This is a genomic window from Gordonia sp. p3-SID1431 (assembly GCF_025143765.1).
Taxonomy (GTDB): domain Bacteria; phylum Actinomycetota; class Actinomycetes; order Mycobacteriales; family Mycobacteriaceae; genus Gordonia; species Gordonia hongkongensis.
Genome location: NZ_JAMBDT010000134.1, coordinates 1 through 11,140, shown reverse-complemented (window position 1 = coordinate 11,140; position 11,140 = coordinate 1). Strand labels below are relative to the sequence as shown.

At 69.8% G+C, this 11,140-nt stretch carries 10 protein-coding genes; 9 read left to right on the top strand and 1 reads right to left on the bottom strand.

Annotation, left to right across the window (positions count from 1 at the left end):
* Nucleotides 1-155: 155 nt before the first annotated feature.
* The 3 genes from M4D77_RS21970 to M4D77_RS21960 all read left to right on the top strand — a co-directional run bounded on the left by M4D77_RS21970 (nucleotide 156) and on the right by M4D77_RS21960 (nucleotide 4,225).
* Complete coding sequence (locus M4D77_RS21970) at nucleotides 156-1,931, top strand: DUF6777 domain-containing protein (RefSeq protein ID WP_259937394.1); 1,776 nt, start codon at nucleotides 156-158, stop codon at nucleotides 1,929-1,931.
* Nucleotides 1,932-2,002: 71 nt separating this feature from the next.
* On the top strand, nucleotides 2,003-2,635 hold the full coding sequence (locus M4D77_RS21965) for an LGFP repeat-containing protein (RefSeq protein WP_065631336.1): 633 nt from the start codon (nucleotides 2,003-2,005) through the stop codon (nucleotides 2,633-2,635).
* A gap of 69 nt (nucleotides 2,636-2,704) precedes the next feature.
* Nucleotides 2,705-4,225 carry an acyl-CoA synthetase gene (locus M4D77_RS21960; RefSeq protein ID WP_259937392.1) on the top strand — a complete coding sequence of 507 codons (1,521 nt, stop codon included), beginning with the start codon at nucleotides 2,705-2,707 and terminating at the stop codon, nucleotides 4,223-4,225.
* A gap of 30 nt (nucleotides 4,226-4,255) precedes the next feature.
* On the opposite strand, the gene M4D77_RS21955 is transcribed toward M4D77_RS21960, so the two are convergent.
* A complete protein-coding gene (locus tag M4D77_RS21955) occupies nucleotides 4,256-4,906 on the bottom strand; it encodes a hypothetical protein (protein WP_259937391.1) in 651 nt (216 codons plus the stop codon).
* Nucleotides 4,907-5,043: 137 nt separating this feature from the next.
* Here M4D77_RS21955 and M4D77_RS21950 point away from each other — a divergent pair, with 137 nt between their 5' ends.
* The 6 genes from M4D77_RS21950 to M4D77_RS21925 all read left to right on the top strand — a co-directional run bounded on the left by M4D77_RS21950 (nucleotide 5,044) and on the right by M4D77_RS21925 (nucleotide 11,078).
* Nucleotides 5,044-6,243 (top strand): lipase family protein, encoded by a 1,200-nt coding sequence (locus tag M4D77_RS21950; protein ID WP_205334274.1) that lies wholly within the window; start codon nucleotides 5,044-5,046, stop codon nucleotides 6,241-6,243.
* A 147-nt stretch (nucleotides 6,244-6,390) separates the two neighbouring features.
* The gene (locus M4D77_RS21945; RefSeq protein ID WP_065631340.1) at nucleotides 6,391-6,822 is read left to right on the top strand and encodes an STAS domain-containing protein; all 432 of its coding nucleotides are present in this window, start codon (nucleotides 6,391-6,393) and stop codon (nucleotides 6,820-6,822) included.
* A gap of 6 nt (nucleotides 6,823-6,828) precedes the next feature.
* Nucleotides 6,829-7,290, top strand: a complete 462-nt coding sequence (locus tag M4D77_RS21940) for an ATP-binding protein (protein ID WP_259937388.1) — start codon at nucleotides 6,829-6,831, stop codon at nucleotides 7,288-7,290.
* A gap of 285 nt (nucleotides 7,291-7,575) precedes the next feature.
* On the top strand, nucleotides 7,576-8,745 hold the full coding sequence (locus M4D77_RS21935; RefSeq protein ID WP_137809082.1) for a TY-Chap domain-containing protein: 1,170 nt from the start codon (nucleotides 7,576-7,578) through the stop codon (nucleotides 8,743-8,745).
* A 143-nt stretch (nucleotides 8,746-8,888) separates the two neighbouring features.
* A complete protein-coding gene (locus M4D77_RS21930; protein WP_065631342.1) occupies nucleotides 8,889-9,686 on the top strand; it encodes a hypothetical protein in 798 nt (265 codons plus the stop codon).
* 87 nt (nucleotides 9,687-9,773) lie between these two features.
* The gene (locus tag M4D77_RS21925) at nucleotides 9,774-11,078 is read left to right on the top strand and encodes a TY-Chap domain-containing protein (RefSeq protein ID WP_259937385.1); all 1,305 of its coding nucleotides are present in this window, start codon (nucleotides 9,774-9,776) and stop codon (nucleotides 11,076-11,078) included.
* Nucleotides 11,079-11,140: the final 62 nt, after the last annotated feature.

Genomic DNA, 11,140 nt, shown 5'->3' with positions numbered 1-11,140 from the left:
GGCGTTACGGCGGTGTGGTCCAAACGGTCGAGATTTGCCGTCGACGACGTGAAAATGCTGGTCAAGCCTTGCTCCCCGTTCTGTGACGCGCCGATACTGGGCTCGGGTCGAACGATTGCCCGCCCGGGCAGGAGTGGACCAGTAGGAGCTGCGCGATGACCTATCCACCCGGTCCCCCGACCCACCCGTCGACCCCGTACGGCGCGATCCCGCCGCAGCCCGACGGTCGTCGCGCACTGACCCTCGTACTGAGCGCCGTCGTGGTCGTCCTCGCGCTCGTCCTCGCCGCGGGCATCGTCTTCGTCGTCAAGGCCCGCGACGGGGACATCTACGTCCCCGGCCTCACCCTGACCGCGGCGAACGACCCCGGGATCGATCCGTTCACCGATCCGGTCCTCGTGTCCGGGGCCGGCGACCTCCCGGCGAACGTGGCACTCACCGGTACCGCGGGCGCAGCCGACCTCGGTGGCCGCGCGGTCAACGGCACCGACGCCGGGCTGTATGCCGCGGGAGACACCGCCGCCTGCGACACCGCGGCACTCAGCAACCGGTTGCTCGCCGATCCCCCGGCGGCTCGCGCCTGGGCCGGCGTCTATGGCATCGGCACCGCCGACATCCCGCACTATCTGAACACCCTCACCCCCGTGGTGCTGACCACCGACACCTGGGTGACCAACCACTCGTACACCTCCGGCCGAGCGGTCCCGTTCCAGTCCGTCCTGCAGCGTGGGACAGCGGTCTACGTCGACTCCGCCGGCGTCCCGCGCGCCATGTGCTCGTGCGGCAATCCGCTCGCTCCGCCGGCCGCCGCCCCGCTCGGCGGGTACCGGCTGGAGGGCCAGACGTGGGAGGGCTACAAGAGTCGATCGGTCACCCGCATCGCGTACAACAACCAGAACGTCACCGCGGTCGGCAAGTCGACGACCATCGTGCCCGCGCCGTCGGTCCCGGCTGCCCCCGGCACACCGGTTGGCGACGCGCTCCAACTGCTGAATTTCCTGACCGGGCAGATCTTCTCGCAACCGCTCGGCGGACTGCTCGACCTCAGCCGCTTCCCGCCACCGTCGGGTCTCCTGCCCACCCCGGCCGCGCTCAACACGCCGTTCGAGGCAGACACCGAAGAAGACGCCGAGCACAACGGACTGATCGCGCCGGGCGATCCCGCGGCCGCCCCGGCCCTCGAGGATCGCGCCGCAGAGCACGGCGGTCTGCCGGAAGGAGCTCCGGACTCGGACTCGGCGGCTCCGGACTCCGCTGGACCGGACTCGTCCGAATCGGACTCCTCGGTGCCACCCGCCGCGCCGGGCAGCCCGGGACCGGCCTCGGACGCGCCGCCTCCGGATGCATCGGTGCCCGCCTCCGACGCCCCGGTCCCCGAGGCGCCCGGGTACGAGGCGCCGGGTCCGGCGGCGCCCGAACCCGGGTCGGAGCCGGGCCTCCCCGGCGCGCCGGCACCGGAAGCCCCGGCCGAGGCCCCCGCGACGCCGACCTCGTTCAGCGGTTCGGGGGAGTTCATCAACAGTTTCAGCTTCGACGACGCCGGGCTGTCGGTGGGCTGCACGGCCCCCGGCAACTCTTCGGCGGGTACGGTCGCCCTCTCGTGCACCGACGGCGTGACCCGGTCGGTCGCCGGTTCGGCCCTACAGCGCACCTCGGTGTCCGGCTCCACCACCAGCACCGGGGTGTGGACCTTGACGCTGACGGCGGTCGGCGCGTCGAAGCCGGTGACCGTCCGGTCGGCGAACTGGATCGTCGCACCGCCCGCCGCCCCGGCTCCCGAACCGTCTGCGCCGGACCCCCTGACGACGGATCCGCCGGCGCCGGACCCCTCCACCCATGCCGCGCCGCCCGCCGCAGAAGCCCCGGAGGAGACGACCACCACGACCACCACGGAGAACCCACCCCTACCCGAGGCTCCCGCGGGCCCCTGACACCTGCGGTGACACCCCTGATGTGAGCTGCCCAACAGCAGGCGTCGTGGGACGTCCGTACCATCGCGCGCATGTCTGCTCTCACCACGTCGACGCCGAGCCCCGCCCGCGACCTCCGTCCGGAGTCCGTTCGCAGACGCGTCCGACGACGGGTGGCGAGCGTCGCGGTCGTGGCGACGATGGTGTCGCTGGTGATGCTCGCGCCCAGCGCGCAGGCCGATCGGATCATCAACGGTCACCTCGTCGGCGGCAAGATCGGCGAGGCCTACTCGTCGACGGGCGGCTTCTTCAAGTGGGGCGTCCCGACCGGCCCCGAGCGCGCGGGAGCCAAGCGCGGCAGATTCCAGGTGTTCTCACGCGACACGTCGTTCTACTGGCACCCCGCTGCCGACGGCGGTACGGCACACCAGGTCGGCGGCGCGATCCGGAGCCGGTGGCAGAAGGCCGGGGCCGAGCGCGGCGCGCTGGGTTATCCGGTCAGCAACGAGTACCGGTCGGGCAGCGGACGGAGCAACGACTTCCAGGGCGGTGTGGTCACCTGGTCGAAAACCGGTGGCGCGCAGATCGTCTGGGGCCAGATCCGGCGCAAGTGGGAGGAGACCGGTGGAGCGGGCGGTTACTTCGGGGTCCCACTCGGCGGCGAGTACCGAACCGGCAACCGATTCGCCCAGGACTTCCTGAACGGCACCATCTTCTGGCCCTGACGGGCACACCCGGGCCCTGATGGGCGGATCCGCCACGGTTCACTAGGACGTCCAAGTATCGTCGACGGCATGGCTTCGCGACCTTCTTCCGCCAACACCATCGACGGCATCCTCCGCAGGTCCGCGGCGCGGCATCCCGACCGCACCGCGTTGGTCTTCGACGACCGTTCCTTCACCTATCGACAACTCGACGACGCGGTGTCCGCTGCCGCCGCCGGGCTGGTGGCCCGCGGACTGCAGCAGGGCGACCGGGTGGCGGCATACGGCACGAACTCGGACGCGTATGTCATCGGTTTCCTGGCGTGCTGCCGCGCGGGACTCGTCCACGTCCCGATCAACTACGCGCTGCGGGGTGAGGAACTCCGCTATCTCGTCGTGCAGTCCGGCGCACGTGCCGTCCTCGTCGACCCCGCCCTGTCCGAACGGATCGACGAGATCCGCGGCGATCTCGCCGAGGTCGAGGAGATCGTCCCGCTGCGCGACGCCGACGATTCGCTTCTCGAGACGGCGACCAGCCCGGCCGGCCAGTTCACCTCGGCGGCCGACGGCGACGATCTCGCCCAGCTCCTCTACACCTCCGGAACCACCTCGAAGCCCAAGGGCGCCATGATGTCCCACGCGGCACTCATCAGCGAGTACGTGTCGTCGGTGATCGCCCTCGACTTCACCGCGGATGACAACCCGCTGATCGCCATGCCGCTCTACCACTCGGCGGGGATGCACGTCTTCATGCTTCCGTACCTCTCCGTGGGCGCGACCGTCCGGCTGATGGCGACCCCGGACATCCCGGAGATCCTGCGTCGCGTCGAGGCGGACCGCATCGGGTCGCTGTTCCTCGCGCCGACCGTCTGGGTTCCGCTCGCCGGTCACCCGGACCTGGCGACCAGAGATCTGTCCTCGCTGCGCAAGGCCCAGTACGGCGCGTCGATCATGCCGGTGACCGTGCTGAACCGGCTCCGCGAGCAGTTCCCCGGCATGCAGTTCTACAACTGCTTCGGACAGTCCGAGATCGGGCCGCTGGCAACGGTTCTGCGCCCGGAAGAGCACGAGGACCGGCCGTCGTCGTGCGGCCGGCCGGTGTTCTTCGTCGAGACCCGGGTCGTCGACTCCGACGGCAACGACGTCGAACCCGGGGTTCCCGGCGAGATCCTCTATCGTTCGCCGCAACTGTGCCGCGGTTACTGGGAGAACCCGGCCGCCACCGAGGACGCGTTCCGCGACGGCTGGTTCCACTCCGGCGACCTCGTCACCCGCGACGCCGAGGGCTTCATCACGGTGGTCGACCGCATCAAGGACGTGATCAACACCGGCGGCATCCTGGTCGCCTCCCGCGAGGTGGAGGACGCGATCTACACCCACGAGGCGGTCTCGGAGGTGGCCGTCATCGGCGAGCCGGACGCGAAGTGGATCGAGGCCATCACCGCGGTCGTCGTGGTGCGGGACGGCCGGTCGGTGACCGAACAGGAACTGATCGAGCACGTCCGGACCCGGATCGCGCCGTTCAAGGTCCCGAAGAAGGTGCGGTTCGTCGACGAGCTCCCCCGCAACCAGAGCGGCAAACTGCTCAAGCGGGAACTGCGCTCGCGGTGACGGACGCGCGGCGCGACGGACCTGGCATCGTCAGAACCGTTGCGCCGCAGCCACTGCCGCGTCGATGTCGGCGTGCGCGGCCGCCGGTCCGAGTATCCGCCGCAAGTCGGCCGCCGTCGGCGCATCACCGGAGGCGACCATCGCCCGCAGCCGGGTGCCGAGGTCGGCCTGCGACGTGAGTCCCAGCTCGCCGAACCAGTTGCCGAGTAGATCGACGAGCGCGTCGCCGGTTGTCTCGTCGTCGGTGAACGGCAGACCGACGCTGGTGAAGCCGTCATCGGCGTCGTAGTCGGACCGCATCCACCGGCCGTCGAAGCCGTAGATGAACCCGATCCACATCCCCGCGGTGCGCTGCCGGTCGAGGTACGGCACGATCGCCGCTTCCCACCAGCCGGGCGCATCGGCGAGCAGGTCGGTCTCCTCCTCGCCGAAGTACGTCGCCCCCTCGCGGAAATACGTCTCGGAGTACTCATGGTCGTGCCCGACGAGCACCGCACGGCCGGAACCGGCCGACACCACGTCGGCCCAGTTGCCTCCGCCGTCGTCGTAGTGCCACCCGTGAACGGTCGCATGTGCCCCTTGCGCCCAGCGTTCACCCCGCACGGCCAGCAGTGCCCCATACGCAGCCCACCTCGGCTTCATCTCCCCCGGGGTCGGCAACCCGACCGTTCGCAACGCCATGCCGTGACACCTCTCTGCCGGGTTTGTCCGAACCAGGGTATTGCCGTGGCCGACGGTCCCGCTCCCGGCGCACCGAAAGGAACTGAGCGATAACGGAACAGGCGAGGAATCGACGACCGGCACCCGTTCGCAGTACGGTGTGGATCGTGACGCGATGGCACCGCAAGGTTCTGACACTGGCCGTGTGTGCGGCGGTCGCGATCGGCGGTTCCGGAGCGGCCGGGACCCTCGCCGCCGGCCCGGCGATCTCCTCGCCGTCGAACCTCGGCGACGTCGGCACGGTCGTCTCCGCCAGGCCGCTCGCCCCGCAGTTCTGGGTGCCCGGCTCCGCCGACGCCACCGTCCTGACCTATGTCACGACCGACGCTTTCGGCAAGAAGGCGCTCAGCACCGGGACCGTGTTCACCCCACGGGGGACGGCACCGCCGGGCGGTTGGCCGGTGATCTCGTGGGCCCACGGAACGTCGGGGATCGGCGACGACTGCGCCCCCTCGGTCCGGGGTCCGGGCCTGCCCGAGCGCGACCTGCCGTACCTCGCCAAGTGGATGCAGCAGGGCTACGCCATCGTGGCCAGCGACTACGCCGGCCTGGGCACCCCGGGTCTGCACGCCTACCTCGACGGCCGCACGACGGCCCACAACGTCGTCGACATGGTGCGAGCGGGCCGGGAGTTCTCCTCGACTCGACCTGTCGCACAACGGCTGTCGCGCTCCTGGGCGGCGGTCGGGCAGTCCCAGGGCGGCGGCGCGGCCATCTACACCGCGCGCTACGCGACCGAGTTCGGCGGTGAAGAGCTCGACTACCGGGGTGCCGTCGGCACCGGCACGCCGGCCTACATCGAACGACTGGTCCAGATCGCGGGTCCGGGTGTCCCGCCGGTGGCGATCACCCCGGCGCTGACCGCTTACCTCAGCTACATCCTCGCCGGACTCCGATACGCACACCCCGAGCTCGGCATCGATCGCATCCTCACGCCGACCGGCCGGAAGTATGTGGCCCTCGCCGAGACCCGCTGCGTCGGCGAATTCGAGGAGCAGCTCCGGGGCGTCTCGCTCGGCGACTACTTCACCGCCCCGCTGACCAGTCTGCCGAGATTCTCCGCGACCCTGGCGAATTACCTGGGCATGCCCGAAAAGGGTTTCGACAAGCCATTTTTCATGGGCCACGGCCTGTTCGACACCGACGTGCCGTATCCCACCACCGCGGCCTATGCGGCGACGCTGACCGCCAACCGCCAGCCGGTGACCTTCCGGACCTATCCGAGCGACCACAGCGGCACGCTGGTCCGGTCGCAAGCCGACACCATCCCCTTCCTCGGCCGGCTCTTCGGAAAGTAACCGCCGAGGGCGTTCGCGCACCCCGGTACCGGCGTGGCGTCATGCCGTGGCACGATGGGATCACCGGTTGAGCAGCTGCCGTCGTACATCTCCCGGGACGGGGCCGCAAGTCGGGCTGCCGCCGTCCCCCGTAGAGAGGGCCACCCGATGCAGGCAGAGAATCCTGATGCTGTGATCGTCGACGACAGTGGCCTGAGTGCCGGACGCGCGCTGATGTCGGTGGTGTCCGCAGCACATGAGCAACTGGTGATCCTGACCGTGGAGGGCAGCATCGACGTGCTCACCGCCCCGCAATTGTCCGACGCCGTGTCGCAGGCGCTGAGCGGACAACCCGACGGTCTGATCATCGACCTGACAACCACCGAGTTCCTGGCCTCCGCCGGGATGGCGGCGCTCGTCGCGGCACACGAGGCCATCGCACCCACCGGCATGTTCGGAGTCGTGGCCGCCGGACCGGCGACCGCCCGCCCCCTCACCATCATGGGCCTCGACCAGACGATGGTGCTCTACCCGACGCTGAACCATGCGATCACGGCCATGACCACCACAGAGGGGCTGGCCGACCGTCCGGCTGGTTAGTCACAGATGGTTCGGATCTCATCGGCTCACCGAGACCCCGGCGACTCGGACGGGACGGACGCGACCGGTCTCGCATTTTCGGTCACGGCCTCTCCCGAGACCGCCTACCGCTTCCGGCAACAGTTCGCGCAGTGGCTGGACGCGACGATCAGCGTGGACGCCGAGCGTCGCAGCGACATCGTCCTCGCGGTCTACGAGGCGGTCGCCAACGCGGCCGAGCACGCCTACGCCACCCCATCGCCCGGCACCCGGCCCGGTGCCATCGATGTCCGGGCGCGGAAGACGCGCGACGAGTCCCTGGAGGTCATCGTCACCGACACGGGGCAGTGGAAGACAGATGCGTCGTCGTCGCCGTACCGCGGTCGCGGACTCGCCCTGATCTCGGCACTCTGCGACGCATCCGACGTCACCAGCGGACCGCACGGGACCTCGGTGACCCTGAGCTGGCGTCAACGACAGAGCGTCTGAGAACCGCCCGTGAGACGGGTGTCCCCCGGGCTGGGGACACAAGTACTTCTTGTCGGTTAACAACCGATGCCTGAGTCAGCCGGGCCGCCGACCTAGGGGTACGGTTCGGGCAAGGCTTCGTCGACGGGTCTGTTCAAGTGACCAAGTCTGTCGGCCGAGTCACATAACCTGAAGTCCGAAGGCGGGTTCGGGGCCGGCCGTCGAACAGCTCGGTGGAGCGTGCTCCCGATCCTGACATCGCTGCACAATGCGCATGCACGTCAGCGCACGAGGAAGGGAGTCGAGATGACCGACTTCACCGTGGACTCGAACATCGACGACGCGTGGCGCACGTTCGCGTTGCACGTCGGAGATCGTCTGTCGCATCTCGAGCCGGGCGAGACCCTCACGATCCAGCAGGACCCCGCCATCCCGGAGGGTCCGCACGGGACGATGCGATTCTCGGTCACCGGTTCGCGCCGGCTGCGCTGCACCATCGAGGACACCGACCTGCATCCCACGCCGGAGTACTTCGCCGAGCATCTCGACCTCCTCGCCGCCCTCGGGTGGCGACGTCTGCGCAACGGAACCCACATCTTCGAAGTCGGGCGGCGCCGCGTCGATCAGCTCGCGCACACGACGGTGCTGACGCTCCGGCAGGTCTGGGAGGTCGTGCACCCCGCGTTCCTGGACCATTCGCCTGCCGCGCGCCCCGAACCCCAGATCGAGGTCGCGGTCCAGCCGTTCGACGCCGACCATCTGCGGGCCTTGCTCGTCGGCTCGCTCGAGGACCTCACCGGCTGCCGTATCCAGACCGACGCCGACGGCGACATCGCCCTGCCCACCAAGCCCGTCTCGTCGTGGCTGAGTCCGCGCAGCGACGCACCCCGCTTCGAGTTCTTCGCGCGCCTCGCCGGTGACATCACCGACCGCCGGCGCGCCGCCGACATCGTCGCCGCCCAGCCGACCATGGGGTCGGCGGTACGTGTGCATCTCCTCGAGGACGAGGTCTTCGCGACGCTGACCGTCGAGTGCGCCGTATTCCATCCGCACAACCTGAGCTCGGCGCTGGCCGAGTGGTTCACGTTCCTGGCTGACTGCGCCCCGTCGGTCATCGCCAAGGTCGGTGAGGACGCACCACTGACCGCGAGGAACGACGGCCGTTTCCCCGACGCTCTGCAGACACTGCTCGAACTCGACCCCGACGGCCGCTCGCTGTCCGCCCGCGAGGTCGCCAAGATCTGCCGGTACAGCCAGGCCGACATCCTCTCGTACATCAACACCAGCGAGGAGCAGCACCTCACCTGGCGGCGGTCGGCGGTCGACGCGGCCGCCGCGTCGGACCCGGCCGAGGCCGACGCGTGCCGCCATGAAGCCGAAGCCTGGAAGGCGACCACGCACAACCTGCGGGCGGCGCTGCGCGTCGTCGTGCTGTCCGACGACGACGCCGCGGATCGCAGCTCACCGGCCAAGTGACTCAGGCAAATCGGTACCGGCAACACCTCTGCACGTAGTCTGCGCGGACGATTTTCGACGCGGAGCATCGCACCGCGGCCAGATGAGGCGTTCAATCGGTTAGGCAACCCTCAGCGGTTCCAGTCATCGATCGGAGCCCTCACATGGCCATCACCACGGATCGCGGCGCACTCACGATCACCTTTCCCGAACTGGGTCGCGACGCGCGGTTGCACGTCACGTTTCAGCGGGCTCTGCGCACCCCGGACCCGGTCGGACGGCCCGGCGCGGTCGGCGGCCATGGCGCCCTCCGCCTCGCTCAGGGTTCACCCGACGGCGACGCGCACGCGACCATCCCGATGTGGCAGTCGGAGGCCACCTGGCTCGACTTCTCCTCGCCGCACCTGCACCCGTTCCTGGTGATGATCGGCGTCGACGGTGTCAACGTCGTCAGCGGTAGTGCGTTCACGGGCGTGCCGGACTTCGACGCCGGCGACTACCTCGAGGTGCCCACGCAACCGTCCCTCGCCTCGTATCGGAGCCTTGCCGGCGACAACCGTCAGTTCGTCGCACCGTCGACGCACGCCGTCGGAAGCGCCGCCGGGACGCTCGTGCAATTGACGGTCATCCCGATGCGCGCCGAAGCGTGGGCCAGACGCCGCCGTCATCTGCCGTCGGCGTCGGGGACCTGTGTGCTCTGCGACATGTCGCGAGCCGGGCAGTCCGGTGCGCATCCCCGGCTCCCCGCGCCGCGCGTGATGGGTCCGCTGGAGTCCGCGGACACCTGGCATCCGACGATGTTCGACGCCGCCGCGGTCCGCATCGTCAACTCGATCACGTGGAAATCGCTCACCGGGGAACCGGTACCCCACGTGGCGCTGACGAGCACCGACTACGCCGACCACGATCTCCCGTGGGACCCGGTCTACGACGAGACGGTCGAGCACTCCGCCCCCCTGTAGTTCTGTTGCGGGTGTCGCCACGGGTGTCTGCGCGGCGTCGTACTATTCGGATCCGGTCCGCGTACGTCCCGCCCACGAGGAGCCTGCATGTCCCCCGATTTCGACGCCGACCTCGAGGCGGCCTGGCGGGACTTCGCCGACACTCTCGCGGTTCGGGTGCCACGTCTCCTGCCGGGTCAGACGCTGTCGATCGTCGAGGCGGCCGCCGGAGGATGGCGACGACGGATGACCTTCGCGGTGGCCGGGAGTCCCGAGTCGGCGGACCGCCTGCGCTGCACCATCTCGGCGGGGGACCTCACCTGGACCGACAAGGACCGGTGGATGCGCCAGGCCACCTACATCGTCGATCGTGGCTGGTGCCGGCTCGAGGGTCGCAGCGCCTTCTGCTTCGAAGTCGATGCCGTTCGGTCCGGCGACCTCGCCGGCGCCGCCGTGCGGGCGTTGCGCGAGGTGTGGGGTGTCATCCACCCGTCGTTCGTGAGCATCGGCGACCCGTCCTTCGCCCGACACCACTCCCCGGCTGACGGTCTCGACACCGACGACGCCGACGAGACCGACGCCGGCCGGCCGGCCGACTCGGATCGAGCCGGCAGCACGGACGCCGATACCCTGCGCTTCACCGCCCCGGCCCGTTTCCTCGACGCCCCCGTCGAGGGCGGGGTGGTGCCGCAGTCGAAAGACCATCTCGTGGAACTGGCCCGCGCCGCGATGAGCGCGGCCGGACGTCCCGCCGTGGTGAGCCCACGCAAGGCCATCTTCCTGCGGTCGACGGGCACCTCACTGCTCCGGCCGACCCGAGACGCCCGCTCCCTGGAGATCGTGACCATCCTCAGCTCGTCGGTGCCCGCACCCTCGCTGCTCGGAATGGTCGTCGCCGAGTTCTCGCCGCGGTGGCCCGAAGTCGCGCTGGTCGTGCGCAACGGGCTCGTTTTCGCCCAGCGCCGCATCGACGTCGCGGTCTTCAGTCCGGCCAATCTCGATGCCGCACTCCGACGTTGGGACGACTTCGCCCGGTCGGCGCGCGGGGAGATGATCCGACGCCTCGAGAGCGGCCCCAAACTGGAGCACCGCCGCCGTGGCGATCGCCTTCCCGTGGCGCTGCAGGGGCTCCTACGGGTCAACCAGAAGCTCGACAACAAGCTCTCCCCGACGACCGTGCTGGCCATGTGCCGTCAGGACCGTGAGCGCGTCCACGAGTTCTTCGACATCTGCGCCGCCGAGATGCGGGAGTGGATGGACAATCTCACGACCGCCCGCAAGGCCGAACTCGGCGACGAGGAGATCGCGCTCTGCGAGGCCGAGCACCAGGCCTACGCCCGCGTCGCCCGGTTGCTCCTCACCGCGATGGACCTCGCCGGCGGGTCGTCACCCGGTCCCTCGCCGGGGGCGTGATCCCGGGGCGGGCGGAGGATTTCCGACTGCCGCGCCACCCCCCAACTGAAGTCGCATGCGAC

What these genes read in the sequence shown, in the direction of transcription:
- M4D77_RS21970 (WP_259937394.1), top strand. Translation starts at nt 156, where the DNA reads ATGACCTATCCACCCGGTCCCCCGACCCACCCGTCGACCCCGTACGGC.
- M4D77_RS21965 (WP_065631336.1), top strand. Translation starts at nt 2,003, where the DNA reads ATGTCTGCTCTCACCACGTCGACGCCGAGCCCCGCCCGCGACCTCCGT.
- M4D77_RS21960 (WP_259937392.1), top strand. Translation starts at nt 2,705, where the DNA reads ATGGCTTCGCGACCTTCTTCCGCCAACACCATCGACGGCATCCTCCGC.
- M4D77_RS21955 (WP_259937391.1), bottom strand. Translation starts at nt 4,906, where the DNA reads ATGGCGTTGCGAACGGTCGGGTTGCCGACCCCGGGGGAGATGAAGCCG.
- M4D77_RS21945 (WP_065631340.1), top strand. Translation starts at nt 6,391, where the DNA reads ATGCAGGCAGAGAATCCTGATGCTGTGATCGTCGACGACAGTGGCCTG.
- M4D77_RS21940 (WP_259937388.1), top strand. Translation starts at nt 6,829, where the DNA reads ATGGTTCGGATCTCATCGGCTCACCGAGACCCCGGCGACTCGGACGGG.
- M4D77_RS21935 (WP_137809082.1), top strand. Translation starts at nt 7,576, where the DNA reads ATGACCGACTTCACCGTGGACTCGAACATCGACGACGCGTGGCGCACG.
- M4D77_RS21930 (WP_065631342.1), top strand. Translation starts at nt 8,889, where the DNA reads ATGGCCATCACCACGGATCGCGGCGCACTCACGATCACCTTTCCCGAA.
- M4D77_RS21925 (WP_259937385.1), top strand. Translation starts at nt 9,774, where the DNA reads ATGTCCCCCGATTTCGACGCCGACCTCGAGGCGGCCTGGCGGGACTTC.